This window comes from Rahnella sp. 2050, assembly GCF_040544515.1.
GTDB classification, from domain to species: Bacteria; Pseudomonadota; Gammaproteobacteria; order Enterobacterales; family Enterobacteriaceae; genus Rahnella; species Rahnella aceris.
Window position 1 is genome coordinate 112,497 of sequence record NZ_JBEPKE010000006.1, and the last position, 15,311, is coordinate 127,807.

Consider the following 15,311-nt stretch of genomic DNA (forward strand, 5'->3'; position numbering starts at 1 on the left):
TGGCATGAATTTTCCTGTCTCAGGGATGAAGTAAGTGAATGACAAACGGGTCATTCGCTCGATGAGTTGAACCGTCGGCGCTGCTCGTAAAACAGCAGAAATGGGTCGTAGAGTTTATTGTTTAAATCAGACAGGGTGCTGAAATGGCTTCTGAGATAATTTCCTTCGTATTATTTCTTTCTTCTATTTTTCTCTACGTCACGCGGGCGTCGGCCAGCCGTGTCTGGTTTTCACTGGTGCTGTTTTTCCTCGGGCTTTACGTCATTCTTAACGTCATCCTGATCGGCAGCAATTATTTCACCGGTGAAGGCATCACGGACGCGGTGTTATATACCGTCACCAGTAGCCTGAAAGGGGCGGGGCTCAATAAATATATCCTGCCATTTATCGGTTTACTGGCAGGGCTTGTCAGCGTATTCGCTTTGCTGGCGTGGGGGCTGAAGCAGCGTCGTGCCAAAAACAGCAGCGCGGTCTACAGTGCGCTGGCCGTGGTGCTGGCGGTCTTTTCTGTCGGTTCCACACAGGCATTCCAGAACATCTCGCGTCTGGTCAAAACGCAAATCTCAGGCAGCGGTGCAGATTTTAGTACCTATTACAAAGTGCCCGAAAAAGCCATTAAAGGCGCGAAAAAGCCTAACCTGGTTTATATCTACGGCGAGAGTCTGGAACGCACGTATTTTGATGACAAAGTCTTCCCCGGCCTGACCACCGAATTAAACCGCCATAAAGCGCAGAGTACCGATTTCACAAACACCAAACAGTTGCCGGGCACTGGCTATACCATCGCGGGTATGGTGGCTTCTCAGTGTGGGATCCCGTTGTTTGCGCCGTTTGATGGTAATGCCTCCAGTGCACTGGCGACTTTCTACCCTGAAAACGTCTGTCTTGGCGATGTGCTCAAAGGTGCAGGTTATACCAACTATTTCTATCAGGGCGCTGAACTGGCTTTCGCAGGCAAAGGAACCTTCCTGAAATCCCATGGTTTCGACCATCTTTATGGTTACAACGAATTGCGTCCGACTGTCGCGGACCCGTCCTATAAAAATGACTGGGGCTGGTATGACGACACCTTGCTGGATGAGGTGTACAAAAAATTCGTGACGCTGAGTCAGGAAGGTAAGCCGTTCTCACTGTTCACGCTGACCGTTGATACGCATCATCCTGACGGCTTTATTTCCCGCGGCTGTACCCGCAAGGAATATAAAGTGAACGGTAAAGCCAACCAGTCACTGAGCGCCGTGTCCTGTAGTCAGGAACTGATTGCCGCATTTATCGATAAGATTAAAAAGTCCGGTTATTTCGATAACACCATCATTGTGGTGTCTTCCGATCATCTGGCGATGAACAACACGGCTTACAACATTCTGACCAAACAGAACCGTAAAGACCTGTTCTTCGTACTCGACGGCCGTCATCCGGCGGGGGAGCTGAACGGTGCGAAACGCAGCACCCTGGATAATGGCGCGACCGTACTGGATATGATGGGCGGCGACAACTACATCGGTCTTGGACGCAGCGGTGTTTCTGCGACATCGATGACTGCGCAGTTCCTCAATATTGATGACAAAGTGAATGCCTGGAAACCGGCGGTCATCAAACAGTGGGGCTTCCCGAACAGCATCAAAGACTATGCGGTGAATACCAAAGACAGCACTTTCACCTTCTCCGGCATGACCATCAAAACGCCGTTTATTCTGAAGGTCACGGCAGACAAAATTGAGCCGATGTTTGATGTCTATCTGTCCACGCCGCTGAAAAAACAACTGGCCGGACTGGCGACCAGCGATAACTTTGTCTGGGTTGATAAATGCTACGAAATGGGACGCGTCTGGGCACCAGAGTTGTCGCTCAATACCGGCCTGTGCGTTGCATCGGGGAACCTCGGGGCGAAGCCGACGATCGTGCAGATCACCGGTGATACCTTCAAAGGTAAAGTGGACTTCGTGAAAGACACCTCGGGCAGCAATGCGATTTATCAGCAAACCCTGAAGACGCTGAACATTGATGATTCCGCCACCACTTATCAGTCGAAAGCCATCGCTTTTATGGTGCCGGGATTGCCGGAGCAGGTAAAAGCGATTACCGGTGTTTCAGCCGTTGAAAACTGGGGACGCTGGTCAGATGCCAATCTGGCACCGTCGGTGAAAATTGATTACGTTAAACCGCTGCCCGCCACCTTTGATGTGGTGATCCGCGCACGGGCTTACGGCAATAACATCGATAAGCCGGTTTCCGTCCGTGTCGGAGATCAGGAGCAGTTTGTCACCTTCGGCGATAAAGACGGTATCGTGAAAGTACAGTTCACCAATCCGGGAGCGGAGCAAAGTATCGTCATCACGCCGCCGGAACCGACCGAACCCACTGAAGGCACCAGCGGCGGCTTCCAGCCTCGTAAACTGGGCATCGGCATGGTTTCTCTTGAAGTTCAGCCGGTGGATCCGCAGTCTTAATCCGCTGTTTGCCCGAAATGTTAAAAACCCGCTCCGGCGGGTTTTTTATTGGAAGCAAATTGGGGAAATGGCAATTGAAATAACACTTAGCATTTTTATCGCTTTACTATCCCATTTCGGTTATTCATTTCAAGAATAACTATCATTAAAACAATATTATAAAGAAATAAGCCGATGGGTATACTCGCCAAATTCCTGCACGGAAACACAGCCCGGAGCAGGCATCTCATCACACTTTTGGGGATAGCGTATGCGCAAGACATTCAACAAAACAAAGACCCGTATTCACCGTGCTGTTTTACTGGCCGCAACCTCGGCAGTGATCATTTCCGGCAGCGTGCTGGCGCCGCTGAGTGCGGCACAGGCCGCCGATAAAACCACGGTTAAGGTCGGAATTATCAGCGGGGAGGACGAAGATGTCTGGCGTGAAGTGGTCAGACAGGCCGCAGCAAAAGGTCTGACGGTAAAACCGGTGATTTTCAACGATTACAACCAGCCAAATGAAGCCCTGCAAAACGGCGAAGTGGATGCCAATGCCTTCCAGCATCAGCCTTTCCTCGATAACCAGATCAAAGTGAATCACTACAACATCGTGCGCGTGGGTGATACCGCTGTGTGGCCAATCGGGTTGTACTCTAAAAAAGTAAAATCTGCCGACCAGCTGAAAGAAGGGGCAGTGATTGGCGTGCCGAATGACCCGGCGAACGAAGGGCGCGGGCTGATCCTGCTTCAGCAATCTGGCGTGATCAAACTCAAACCGGGCGCCGGTATTTTCGCCACTACGGCGGATATCACTGAGAACCCGCGCCACGTCACCATTAAAGAGCTGGATTCCGGCATTATCGGCCGCTCCGTGCCGGATCTGGATGCTGCGATTGTGAACACCGACTGGGCGCTGAAAAGTGGCCTGACGCCTGCGGATCGTATCGCGCAGGAACCGGTAAAGAATAATCCTTACAACAACTTCATCGCGGTGAAAACTGAAAATGTGAATGCGCCGTGGGTGAAAACGCTGGTCAGTTCTTACCAGAACGAGGCTGTCAAACAGGTGTTTGATAAGGTCTATAAAGGCACCGGCGTGACGGCCTGGTAAGGATGTAAAGCATGACGATCATCTCTGAAACCGGTGCGCAGTTCACGGCGACGTCTTCAGAAAAAGCCCCTCCACGCCCGGCTAACGCCGGGCAGTTTGCCGGTGGCACTCTGAAAACGCATCAGGATGAGGTGCATGACGTCGTGCGCCTTGACCATGTAAGCCGTCAGTTCGGCACAATTCAGGCGCTGAAAGATGTCTCGCTGACGGTCCGGCGGGGCGAAATCCTGGGCATTATTGGCCGCAGCGGTGCGGGGAAATCCACCCTGATCCGCTGCCTGAACGGACTGGAACAGCCGGACAGCGGCGTGATTGAAATCGAAGGCCATGCCATCACCGGCCTGAGCGAGAAAGCCTTGCAGTCAGTGCGCAGCCGCGTGGGGATGGTGTTCCAGCATTTCAATTTGCTGTCGGCCAAAACGGTTGAGCAGAATGTCGCGCTGCCATTGAAAATCGCCGGATACGACAAGGCACGGCGTCAGGCGCGTGTCGCCGAGCTGCTGGCGCTGGTCGGGCTGGAAGATAAGGCAAAGAACTATCCGGCGGCGTTGTCCGGCGGTCAGAAACAGCGCGTCGGTATTGCCCGTGCGCTGGCAGCCAGTCCGGCACTTTTACTTTGCGATGAAGCGACATCGGCGCTCGATCCTGAAACCACGCGTTCGATTCTGGCGCTGCTGCAATCCCTCAATCAGAAACTCGGCATCACCATTTTGCTGATCACCCATGAGATGGAGGTGATTAAAAAAATCGCGCATCGCGTGGCGGTGATTAATGGCGGTGAAATTATCGAAGAGGGGCCGGTGTGGCAGGTGTTTGCGCATCCGCAGTCCGCGCTGACCCGTACGCTGTTACAGGGATTATTGCCGCAACTGCCGGAAGCGCTGGCTGAACGGTTGTCGCCGGTACGTCAGGGCGAGGCCATTTACAGCGTCCAGTATGCGGAGCAGGGGCGGCAGGGCGAAATACTCACTCAAATGGCGACGGCATTACCGGGCAAATTCCGGCTGATCCAGGGCGGCGTGGATCATATTCAGCATTATGCCGTTGTGCGTTTCTTCTTCTCAGTGCCGGTAAACGATACGGCATCTGAGCAGGTTGTTTTAGACTGGCTGCGACAGCACCAGGCCACCGTGGAGCTGACAGGTTATGTCTCCGGTAATGATTGATTTACTGATTAACGCCGTCGAAGAAACGTTACTGATGACGGCAATTTCCGGCCTGTTCTCGCTGATCGCGGGTTTGCCTCTGGGCCTGATTCTGGTGATGAGCAGTCCCGGCGGCATTGCCGAAAATCGCTGGGTTAACCGCTCGCTCGGGCTGGTGATCAACGGTTTCCGTTCTCTGCCATTTATCATTTTGCTGGTGGCGCTGATCCCGGTAACCCGTTTTCTGGTGGGCACATCGCTCGGCACCTGGGCGGCGATTGTTCCGCTGTCGATTACCGCCACGCCGTATTTCGCCCGCGTGGCAGAAGTCTCGCTGCGCGACGTGGATCGCGGACTGACTGACGCCGTTCGCGCGATGGGTGCCAGTAAACTGCGTATTGTCTGGGACGTGCTGATCCCGGAAGCGCTGCCCGGTATTTTGTCCGGATTTGTGGTCACGCTGGTGGCGTTGATTGGCGCATCGGCGATGGCGGGCGCTATCGGCGCAGGCGGACTGGGTGATCTGGCAATCCGTTACGGTTATCAGCGTTTTGAAACGGTGGTGATGATAGAAGTGATCGTCGTGCTGATTGTGATGGTTTGCGGCATTCAGTGGCTGGGCGATCGTATCGTGGCGCGCGTCGATAAACGTCATTAAAAAGCCGGTTATGCGGCGACCGGCTATGTTCAGTCTCTACAACTCGCTGCGTGAACGCCAGCGTTCACGGGCCATAAATCCTTTCACACCGACATCCAGGAACGGGCGCGGCGGCAGATAACTGGCGCGTCCGATGCCCTGCATATCGGCCAGCAACGGATTGTCCTCTCCCAGCGCATGTTCCGCCAGCAACCGCCCGAACGCACTCTGCTTGGAACTGCCGGAACCATTACATCCCGCTGACGAATACACGTTCGGCGCAATATTCCCCCATACCGGCGCGCCGTTGCGCGTAATGCTGATCAGCCCCGACCAGGTGTACGCCATATTGACGTCCTGTAACTGCGGATAAATACGGGCAAATAATGCCTGATGGCGGCGGGCATGACGGCCGGTTTCTACCGCACGGGTCACCAGACCTGGCGTAAAGTTGACGTGTTCGCGGATCAGGAAGCGATGGTCAGAGGTATAGCGCAACGTCGCACCCGCCAGTGCATTCACCGGCGTCGAGCCCCACGGCGCAATATCACCGATAAGCTGACGTTGTGCGGGTGACAGCGGTTCAGTCAGTGTTGCAAACGTCGACATCGCGAAGACGTTGCCTTTGAACAGCGGTAACCCGCGTGCTGCACCATTGATCGCCAGCATCAGTTTACCGGCACGCACTTCGCCGTGCGGCGTTTCTGCATGAATAGTGCCCTGAGTGTCAATCTGCAACGCAGGTGAGTTGGCATAAACCGTGACGTTTGCCGGCAACGTGGCCACCAGCCCGCTGATCAGCGCCGCCGGATTCACCAGAATACAGTTGGGCGTGTACACCGCGCTGCGGTAAAAACCGGTGCCCAAACGCTGACGGAGTGCGGCTCTGTCCAGCAGCTCAAAGCTTTCGCCGAGCGTGGTGAGTTCCTGCTGATAATGCGCGATTTCACCGTCAAACTGCGCACTCACGGCGCAATGGTATTTGCCTGAATTCAGCCAGTCGCACGCAATATCATGCTTATCGACGGTCTCTTTCAGATGATGCAACCCGTACTGTAAAAGACGCCGGTACGCATTGGCGTGTTCCAGCTCAGCCGATGTGCTGCCGACGGTATGCGGTAAATCAATCACAAAACCCGAATTACGGGCCGAAGCGTTATCGGCCACGTCGAGCGCCTCGAGTACCACAACATGCTCATGCGGCCGAAGCTCGGCAATACGACGGGCAAATGCCAGCCCGGCAAAGCCTGCGCCAATCACCAGCCAGTCTGCCGTGACTTTTCCACGTAAAGCCGGATGGCGGGGAATATCACCCCGCAGCGCCGCCCAGCCGTTAATATTTTGATCAAGAGGTAAATGTTTAATTTTCATTGTCTGTCAGGTGGTTATCCCGGGTGCAATGATCCTAAGGGATAGACGTATAGATGTCTAATGCGGATTAATGCTATCAAAAGAAGGTGAGCTGAATACTGCACAGGTAGCGGCTGAATCTGGTCGTCTGCTACCCCCTGAGAATTTTGCCGGTGACCGGTCGCCTGTCTCCGGAAGTTGGCTATGAAATCCTCCTGTTGCGCGAAAGAAAAAATTGAGAGCGCTATCCGTTGAGAACCAGAGACATGTCCGGGTATCGGGCGCACAGGAAATCGACGAATGCGCGAACTTTTGGCGCAGCAAGCCGCCTGGAAGTATGCAAAACCCAAAGTTCCCGCTCTGCCCCCGACACGATGCCCCACTGAACTAAATCGCCGCGGGCAAGCTGGTTCCATGCGATGGATTGCGGAATGAGGGCAGCCCCACCGCCGGCGATTGCCGCATCGCGGACCATCAGTAACGAAGAGAAGCGCAATTTTGGGATCGGCTCCAGGATCAGTTGCCCGCCATCGAGACTCCAGTGGGCAGGCTGGAAACTCGACGTTACGATGCCGGGCACTGGCCTGATTGCGCCGGGGAGTGGCCTGATTATTTCAGGTGCGGCCACGACAACCAGCCTGTCTTTGGCGAAACACCGTCCGACTAAATTGCTGTCGGGGCTTGGGTTGATGCGGATTGCGACGTCAAATTGTTCCTCGACGAGATCCACCATGCGATCTTCCGCCACGATTTCAATTTCAATTTCCGGGTAGGCCGCACAGAATTCGGCACCAATGCGCCCCATCGCAAGCTGGGAAAACAGGACCGGAGCGGCGACACGCAAACGCCCGCGAGGCGTCGAAACACCATCACCGACCGCCGTCATGGCTTCGGTCACCTCACTCAGCAGGCCTTCAGTCCGGGAGATCAGCGTCGCCCCGGCTTCGGTGAGCTTCAAACCGCGAGCGCTTCGCTCGATCAGCCTCACACCCAGTTGCTCCTCAAGATCTGCGATGCGTCGCGATAGCGTGGCTTTGGAAATGCCGCTTGCGCGGCTTGCCTTCCCCAGCCCTTCATTTGTGGCGACGAGGATAAAATCAGACAGCGCGTTCAGGTTCATGGTGTTCCATTTATGAGACAAGGTGTCTAAGTTTTAGGATCTTTGTTTTTTAATTGCAACGGAATATTGTCTCGTTATCAGAACTTGCTACGAGGAACTGCAATGAACAACGTACAACGCGCCGTACTGATTGGGGTCTCTGGTTTATGAATAAGCCCGATCCGGTATTACTCGGGAAGCTGGCCAACGACGTCGCCAGCGGCACGCTACAGTCCAGAATTGGCGGCGTAGTGGGCTTCGCTGATATTCCCAACGCAATCGAACGTAATCGTACCGTTTCACGGACCGGTAAGGTCGTTGCGGATTTCTCACGTTAACCATTATCACTATCTTGCAGGAGTTAAATATGAGCATTCTCGTTACCGGTGCCACGGGCACCATTGGTTCACTTATCATTCAGGGTCTGGCTGACGCTGGCGCCGGGGTCAAAGCCCTGGTACGCCAGGCGGGTAAGCGCGAGTTTCCGGCAGGGGTTACGGAAGTCGTTGCAGACCTGACCGACGTCGCGTCGATGCGTGCCGCGCTGTCATCGGTACGAACGCTGTTTCTGCTGAATGCGGTTACGCCCGATGAGGTTACTCAGGCCCTGATCGCCCTGAACCTCGCCCGCGAGGCGGGCATTGAGCGTATCGTTTATCTGTCGGTGATCCATGCTGATAAATTCACCAACGTTCCGCACTTTACCGGCAAGCATACGGTTGAACGGATGATCAAAAGTCATGACATCCCCGCCACCATTCTGCGTCCGGCTTATTTCATGCAAAACGACCTGATGGTTCAACAGACGATTCAGAACTACGCGGTGTACCCGATGCCTGTCGGCTCGGCGGGCGTCTCAATGATTGATGCGCGCGATATCGCGGATGTCGCCGTGGCTGAGTTGCTGCGACGCGACAGGGCATCGTCTGCGCTGGATCCTGTCACGCTGGAGTTGATTGGGCCGCAACCGCTGACCGGTGCGTCCGTGGCGAAGATCTGGAGTTCAGCCCTGGGTCGCGAGATTACTTACGGGGGAGATGACGTCACCGCGTTTGAAGGGCAACTCGCCTCGTACGGTCCCAACTGGCTGGCTTATGACATGAGCCTGATGATGGCTGGTATTCAGACGTTCGGCATGCAAGCTGCTGAAGGAACCGCAGAACAGCTACAGGCTCTCATTGGACACCCGCTGCGCACTTATGAAGATTTCGTTCGCGAGTCTGTTGCCGGGAGCTAAACCGCGAGGCAAAGGGGCGGTTTACTGTCAGGCAGTACGCCGCCGAACAACCGGTAAACGTAACCCAGTCAGGCACTTGTTACCTTGCAGGCATCTTCTCAGGAGGATACGGTATGTACTGGGTTCGGCAGTTCCTCATCCGCACAGGTTTCACCCTGGATACGACTCTGTGCATACCCGCGCAGGCGCTGGAACGGGCTGGTCAGAACGGTATAAACCGACGATACGGGAGTGATTATGAAAAGAGAGTCGTTATTCAGGTACGCGCGGGAACACTATAATTCGGAGCCGGAATATCTCTGGCGTAACCTGCCGGATTATGCCGTGCTTCGTCATCACAATGGTGATAAATGGTTTGGTCTCGTGATGAATGTATCCGGTACCAAGCTGGGGCTGAAAACGGAAGATAAAGTCGACATACTTGAGGTTAAGGTCCGGCCGGAGCACATCGGCTCATTACGTCAGAAAGACGGCATTTTGCCTGCTTATCATATGAATAAAGAGCACTGGGTCAGTGTGATCCTTTCCGGACCGCTGTCGGCAGATGAAATACACGAGCTGCTTGCCGACAGTCATGAACTGACATGCTGATAATATATTCAAAGACAGAGATACCTATGCAGGCGTTATTTCTTAAGCCCCCTTTGATGGATAAGCTCTGAGCGGCAAGGCGCTGCAAAGGAATACGCCACGTGCATAATTAATGGTGCAATAAGTCACTTAAAAACTTCCTGGCACGCGGGTGTTGCGGATGATTGAAGAAGTTTTCCGGTTTGGATTTTTCCAGAATTTTCCCCTGATCCATAAACCAGATTGTGTCCGCCACGTCGCGGGCAAAATTCATTTCGTGTGTGACGCACATCATGGTCATACCTTCACGTGCCAGACTGCGCATCACATTCAGGACTTCACCGACCATTTCCGGATCAAGCGCCGACGTCGGTTCATCAAACAACATCACCGGCGGTTTCATGGCTAATGCCCGGGCGATGGCAACACGTTGCTGCTGCCCGCCGGAAAGCTGTGCCGGATAGGCATTGGCTTTGTGTGATAATCCGACACGTTCCAGCAGTTCACCCGCGTGCTTGCGTGCTTCCTGACGTTTCACGCCGAGCACCTTTACCGGCGACATCATGATGTTGTCCAGCACCGAAACGTGCGGAAAAAGATTAAAGTTCTGAAAGACAAAACCGATACGCGTGCGCAACTGATTCAGGCGGGTGCTGGTGCCATGAATATCCATGCCATCGAACAGGATCTGGCCCTCTTCAATAGGTTCCAGCCGGTTCACGGTGCGGATCAGCGTTGATTTGCCCGAGCCGGACGGTCCGCAAACCACCACGACTTCACCACTTCTAATTTCTGCACTCAGGTCGGTGAGCGCCTGATATTCGCCATACCATTTATTAACCTGATTAAATAAGATCATTGGTCGCATCGTCGTTCCTTATTATGATTGAGTCTTCAGCAGTGGAGCCTTCGTCATTTTCTCCGCTTCCGGCATCCGGTTCTGCCGTTTGCGCGTGATACGGGCTTCAAGCTTATTGGCCAGCCACGTCAGGCTGAAACAGATGATGTAATAGCCAATCGCGACAATCGCGAAGACTTGAAAAGGTTTGGTGAGCAGTTGGTTATTCACCTGATTAGCGGCAAAGGTCAGCTCCGGCACGTTAATGACGTAACCCAGCGTGCTGTCTTTAATGATAGAAACCAGCTGGCTGACCAGACTTGGCAGCGTGTTGTATAACGCCTGCGGCAGAATAATCAGACGCAGCGTTTTGAAATAACTCATCCCTAAAGCGCGCGCCGCTTCGTACTGGCCGCCCGGCAGCGCCTGAATGCCGCCGCGCACGATCTCGGCGATATACGCACTTTCATAAATCACCAGCGTACACAGCATGGTGCTGAAGCCGCTGATGTTGTGACCGATTAACAGCGGAACACAGAAATACGTCCAGAACACCACCATCAGCAGCGGAATGCCGCGTAAGCCGTAGACCCAGCAGGCAGCGGGCCAGCTCAGCCAGCGGAAAGGCGATAAACGCGCCAGCCCGAGGAGAATACCCACCGGCAGTGCAAACAAAACGGCCAGCAGGGAAATCAGTAACGTACAAAGTATCCCGCCGAGCGGTCCCTGCGGATATTGCCCCATCAGGAACAGCATCCCGTTGTCGTGCAAAATCGTGAACATCTCGAGCATGTGATTACCTCGCGTAGGCCCGCTGGAACCGGCGGGCCAGCAAGGCGCCAGCACCCATCAGCAGCAGAGAGAAGAACAGATAACCGGCAGAGGCCACCAGATACGATTCGAAAGTCCGGAACGTCTGGTTTTCAATATCACGGGTCACGTAAGTCAGTTCAGCTACGCCAATGACCATAGCCAGACTGGTGTTTTTGAACAGTAAAACGGTGTGGTTGAGCAGCGAAGGCAGCGCGTTGCGGATGCCTTGCGGTAAAATAACCGAACGCAGCGATCGGGTGTAACTCATGCCCAGCGCGCGTGATGCTTCGGTTTGCCCTTCAGGAATAGCGCGTAATCCGCTGCGGATGTCTTCAGAGAAATACGCCGCCTGACACAATCCGAGCGCAAACATCGAGAACAGAAACTCGGCGTTGAAATCGTTAATCCACATCTGCACAGATTCCGGCAGCAGCGTCGGAATGGCGAAATACCACATCATCAGCTGAATAAGCGTCGGCACATTGCGGTGATACGACACATAGGCGCGGACGAAATATTCAGCGGCGCGTTTGTGCGTCAGCCGGATGACGACCAGCAGCAGGGCAATACACATCGCGAGCAGCCAGGACCCCAGCGCCAGCTTGAGGGTGACAACCATGCCATCGACGATCATCTGCTCGAACTGACCGGTCAGGACTTTGCTGAAATCGAGCGTCATCGTATTTTCACCCTCCTGAATGGTTGAACTGTGGGTTTATAGGAAAAAGATCACAGACCTTCGCCGGGGCGCATGGTGGAAAGGCCACCGGGAACCTGCAACGTCGGGGTGATTTCGATGTTGCCGATGTTGACGGCAATCGGCGCAGAAACGGCAAACGCCACGCAATCGGCGATGTCTTTGGCTTCGGGCAGTTCAAAACCGTCAATGAAACGGCGGCGGGCTTCTTCGTGATCGCCGGAAACATTGCCGAAAATGTCAGTCGCCACGCGACCCGGGCAGATTTCAGTGATGCGCACACGCTTGCCGTAGCAGTCAACGCGTAGCTGGCGAGACAGGGCGTGAACCCCGGCTTTGGTGGCGTGATAAATCGAGTTGCCGCCGAAGTTATAAATCGCGGCAATCGAGGTGATGTTGATGACGTGGCCGCGATCGCGTTCCATCATGCCCGGCACCAGCAGGCGGCAAAGATGCAAAACGGCGCGCAGATTCACATCCACCTGCGTATCCACGGATTCTTCATCGGCGCTCAGGATAGAGCCGGGACGGGAAACCCCGGCGTTGTTCACCAGAATATCCACGCTGATCTCGCTGCACAGGCGCGTCACCGCGTCGAGGTCGCTGACGTCGAGCGCATGCGGAATACAACCGGTGCGGGCGGCGAGGGCGGCCAGCTGATCGGCGCGGCGTGCGACAGCATGAACGGTGATCCCTTCCTGACAAAGGCGTTCGACAATGGCTTCACCCATTCCGGCCGATGCGCCGGTCACCAGTGCGGTTTTGTAATCTGAAAATGGCATTGCGACTCTCCTGTTAAACCGCCGGCTCCATCATGTTCTGCCGGTGGGTGTTTTCTGACTGTATCCAGTAATTCTCAGACGGTATAAGACATAAACCGTGTGAGGCGATAAGAGGGGCTTATAACAGCGTGTTTTACCCTGCCATCAGGCGGCGTTGCCGGGCTGGCGGCATCAGCGCGATGTCCATTTCGGTAATAATTTCCCGCAGCGTATGCACCATTTCGAGGGATTCCGGCGTATCGCCGTGAACCAGAATCGATGTCGCATCCACCGGCAACGTCACGCCGTCGATGCTTTGCACCGTGCCTTCGCGCAGCAACTGGCGGATGCGCGCGCGTACCTGCTCTTTGTCATGAATAACCGCGCCCGGTTTCGTCCGGCTGACCAGCAGGCCGTTGCTTTCATAGGCGCGGTCGGCGAGAAACGTACAAATCACCGGCAAATCCAGCGCCCGCGCCATGCGTTCGACGGCGTTGCCGGGCATCGTGCTGATGATCATTTGTGCATCGAAATTCTTCACCGCCTGCAATAACACCCGCGCCAGCCGGGCGTCTTCGGACACCATATTGCCCAGCGCACCGTGGAAACTCATGTGCGTCAGCGGGTAATCCGCCGCTTTCGCAAAAGCAGAAAGCGCGCCAAGCTGATAGGTGACGTAATGCGCCATCACCTCCGGTTCGATGTGCATCCGGCGGCGGCCAAACCCGGACAAATCAGGGAATCCGACGTGCGCGCCGAGATCTACCTGATACTTTTTCGCCAGCGCGACGGTTTTCGCCATAATCACCGCATCCCCCGCGTGAAACCCGCAGGCCACGTTGGCGGAGGTGATCAGCGGCATCAGCGCGGCGTCGTCGGCGATGGTGTAATCGCCAAAGCCTTCGCCGATATCGGCGTTTAAATCGATGTATTTCATGCGGCCAGCTCCTCGCGGCGTAAAGTGAAAATCTCCGCGCCGTATTCCACGCAGTCACCGTCTTCCACGGACAGGGATTCCACCACGCCCTGCACCGGGCTGCGCAGCGGCAGATAAATCACGCCGACTTTCAGCAGCCCGAGCAGCGCATCTTTCCCGACTTTTTCACCCGGTTGTGTGAACGGAATTTTGTTGAGCGGATGCTGTAACAACACGATGCCGGGGAAAGGTGCACACACCGCGTCGGGGGCGGTCAGCGCGGGAAGCGCAGGCGTTTCGTCCGGCATGCGGCATGGCAAAATGGCGGGGGAGACTGGCGCGTATTTCATGCTGACCCGAAAGCCGTTTCCGCTGAGTTCAATCTGGCTCAGGCCGGACTTACGCATCTTTCGTGCGATATCTCGCAACTCGCTGAGTGCTGGTGCTTTTTTTTCCATATCCTTCCCGTCGAAGAGAGAGTGTCCCCGCGCAATAACGACGACAAACGACCCGCTTTGCGGGCGGTAAAAGCACTCTATCGTGTCACTGCCGACGTCAGGAAAGAGGATTTCGCTTTGCGGTAATAAGGTGCGCTTATTACCCCACCAGCGTCAGTGGCCGGTTATCCACCGTGCGGCTGGCCATCAGCGACAGCAAAATCGCTTTGACCGCTTCGGCGGGCTGGGACAGCGGCAGATGGTCGGACATACAAAATGACAGCGCCGCCTGAATATTCGGTTTATCAATTTTCGCCATCCACGAATCCGAGGCTTTGAGCATCGCGCGGGCGGCGGATTCCGGCATGATCGTGCAGCCTAAACCCGCCGCCAGCGCGGCATTGAGGGTGGTTTGCGATTCGATTTCGCACTTCACGCGGTACGTCACAGCTTCATGGATAAACGCGTCGTCGATGACTTTTCGCATGATGTTGTAAATGCGCGGCAGGAACAGGTCATACTTTGCCACCTGCGCCAGACTGACGGATTTCAGCGGTTTGCTCAGCGCGTGCGGGCAGACGAAATACAACTCTTCTTTCATCAGCGGCATAAACCGTAATCCGTGAATTTCCCGGTTGCCGTAAATCACCGCCATGTCCATCCGGCCATTCATGATCAGCTCGCTGAGCGTGGTGCCGAAGTTTTCATTGAAATACAATACGATGCCCGGATATTGCCGGTGGACTTCTTCCAGCAGCGGCAATGCCAGTTGCTGTGCGGCGGTGCCCGGCGCAAGCCCGACAGAAACGCTGCCCGAAAGCGCCAGCGCCGAGCCGTCAATCGCGCTCTGGGCCTGATCGCACTGGCGCAAAATGGCCTGCGCGTGGATATACAAAATCTTGCCCGCTTCGGTCGGCGTCACGCCGCGTTTGGTGCGGATCAGCAGTTGCTGATTCACTTCGCCTTCCAGCGTCGCGAGTTGCTGGCTGAGCGCAGGCTGCGCAATGTGCAGGATATCTGCGGCCTGAGTGAGGCTACCCACATCGACAATCTTGATAAAATATTTAAGGCGGCGGAGATTCACGATGGCATCCTCATCACGGAAACAAGTGGTGTTATAAGTAATGTGTATGAAGCAAGATGAGTGCCAACACGCACTAACAGGCTGATTTATGTCCGATATCCGGTTTTCCTTCTGATTTACCCGCCGATTTATTCACTGTATAGCCGGATGTTTTCTGCCTTTGCGCAGCCTCCCGAATAATGAA

The 15,311-nt window shown here is 54.9% G+C and carries 16 protein-coding genes; 7 read left to right on the forward strand and 9 right to left on the reverse strand.

Translation table 11 applies throughout. From position 1 onward, the window contains the following. Nucleotides 1–143 precede the first annotated feature (143 nt). From opgB to ABIC79_RS20260, 4 genes are all read left to right on the forward strand, one after another. A complete protein-coding gene (opgB, locus tag ABIC79_RS20245; protein ID WP_013576030.1) occupies nt 144–2,450 on the forward strand; it encodes a phosphatidylglycerol--membrane-oligosaccharide glycerophosphotransferase in 2,307 nt (768 codons plus the stop codon). A gap of 250 nt (nt 2,451–2,700) precedes the next feature. After that, a complete protein-coding gene (locus ABIC79_RS20250; RefSeq protein WP_354568304.1) occupies nt 2,701–3,543 on the forward strand; it encodes a MetQ/NlpA family ABC transporter substrate-binding protein in 843 nt (280 codons plus the stop codon). A gap of 11 nt (nt 3,544–3,554) precedes the next feature. Next, a complete protein-coding gene (locus ABIC79_RS20255) occupies nt 3,555–4,709 on the forward strand; it encodes a methionine ABC transporter ATP-binding protein (protein ID WP_015690110.1) in 1,155 nt (384 codons plus the stop codon). Continuing rightward, on the forward strand, nt 4,690–5,346 hold the full coding sequence (locus ABIC79_RS20260) for a methionine ABC transporter permease (RefSeq protein ID WP_013576027.1): 657 nt from the start codon (nt 4,690–4,692) through the stop codon (nt 5,344–5,346). Before ABIC79_RS20255 ends, ABIC79_RS20260 begins: the two co-directional genes overlap by 20 nt. Before the next feature lie 36 nt (nt 5,347–5,382). Here ABIC79_RS20260 and ABIC79_RS20265 read toward each other — a convergent pair whose 3' ends face one another. Together ABIC79_RS20265 and ABIC79_RS20270 are read right to left on the reverse strand one after the other, a co-directional pair. Next, a complete protein-coding gene (locus tag ABIC79_RS20265; RefSeq protein ID WP_013576026.1) occupies nt 5,383–6,696 on the reverse strand; it encodes an NAD(P)/FAD-dependent oxidoreductase in 1,314 nt (437 codons plus the stop codon). A gap of 223 nt (nt 6,697–6,919) precedes the next feature. Continuing rightward, nucleotides 6,920–7,795 carry a LysR family transcriptional regulator gene (locus ABIC79_RS20270; protein ID WP_126124987.1) on the reverse strand — a complete coding sequence of 292 codons (876 nt, stop codon included), beginning with the start codon at nt 7,793–7,795 and terminating at the stop codon, nt 6,920–6,922. A gap of 146 nt (nt 7,796–7,941) precedes the next feature. Here ABIC79_RS20270 and ABIC79_RS20275 point away from each other — a divergent pair, with 146 nt between their 5' ends. From ABIC79_RS20275 to ABIC79_RS20285, 3 genes are all read left to right on the forward strand, one after another. After that, complete coding sequence (locus ABIC79_RS20275) at nt 7,942–8,112, forward strand: NADPH:quinone reductase (RefSeq protein ID WP_015690107.1); 171 nt, start codon at nt 7,942–7,944, stop codon at nt 8,110–8,112. Nucleotides 8,113–8,141: 29 nt separating this feature from the next. Then, nucleotides 8,142–9,011: an NmrA/HSCARG family protein gene (locus ABIC79_RS20280; RefSeq protein WP_112152196.1), complete on the forward strand. Its 870-nt coding sequence runs from the start codon at nt 8,142–8,144 to the stop codon at nt 9,009–9,011. A 237-nt stretch (nt 9,012–9,248) separates the two neighbouring features. Further along, entirely contained in the window at nt 9,249–9,602 is a 354-nt protein-coding gene (locus ABIC79_RS20285) for an MmcQ/YjbR family DNA-binding protein (RefSeq protein WP_112152197.1), read from the forward strand. A gap of 109 nt (nt 9,603–9,711) precedes the next feature. Here the strand turns inward: ABIC79_RS20285 and ABIC79_RS20290 are convergent, their stop codons facing one another. The 7 genes from ABIC79_RS20290 to nac form a co-directional block, all read right to left on the reverse strand. Then, nucleotides 9,712–10,449, reverse strand: coding sequence for an amino acid ABC transporter ATP-binding protein (locus ABIC79_RS20290; protein WP_013576021.1), 738 nt, complete (start codon nt 10,447–10,449; stop codon nt 9,712–9,714). 12 nt (nt 10,450–10,461) lie between these two features. Next, entirely contained in the window at nt 10,462–11,211 is a 750-nt protein-coding gene (locus ABIC79_RS20295) for an amino acid ABC transporter permease (protein WP_013576020.1), read from the reverse strand. 4 nt (nt 11,212–11,215) lie between these two features. Continuing rightward, a complete protein-coding gene (locus ABIC79_RS20300) occupies nt 11,216–11,911 on the reverse strand; it encodes an amino acid ABC transporter permease (RefSeq protein WP_166860485.1) in 696 nt (231 codons plus the stop codon). Nucleotides 11,912–11,961: 50 nt separating this feature from the next. After that, on the reverse strand, nt 11,962–12,711 hold the full coding sequence (locus ABIC79_RS20305; RefSeq protein WP_013576018.1) for an SDR family oxidoreductase: 750 nt from the start codon (nt 12,709–12,711) through the stop codon (nt 11,962–11,964). Nucleotides 12,712–12,844: 133 nt separating this feature from the next. Beyond that, nucleotides 12,845–13,627 (reverse strand): LamB/YcsF family protein, encoded by a 783-nt coding sequence (locus ABIC79_RS20310; protein WP_112152198.1) that lies wholly within the window; start codon nt 13,625–13,627, stop codon nt 12,845–12,847. Further along, entirely contained in the window at nt 13,624–14,064 is a 441-nt protein-coding gene (locus ABIC79_RS20315; RefSeq protein ID WP_119261789.1) for an acetyl-CoA carboxylase biotin carboxyl carrier protein, read from the reverse strand. The genes ABIC79_RS20310 and ABIC79_RS20315 overlap by 4 nt, the downstream gene beginning before the upstream one ends. A gap of 139 nt (nt 14,065–14,203) precedes the next feature. After that, entirely contained in the window at nt 14,204–15,127 is a 924-nt protein-coding gene (gene nac, locus ABIC79_RS20320) for a nitrogen assimilation transcriptional regulator NAC (protein ID WP_119261788.1), read from the reverse strand. Nucleotides 15,128–15,311: the final 184 nt, after the last annotated feature.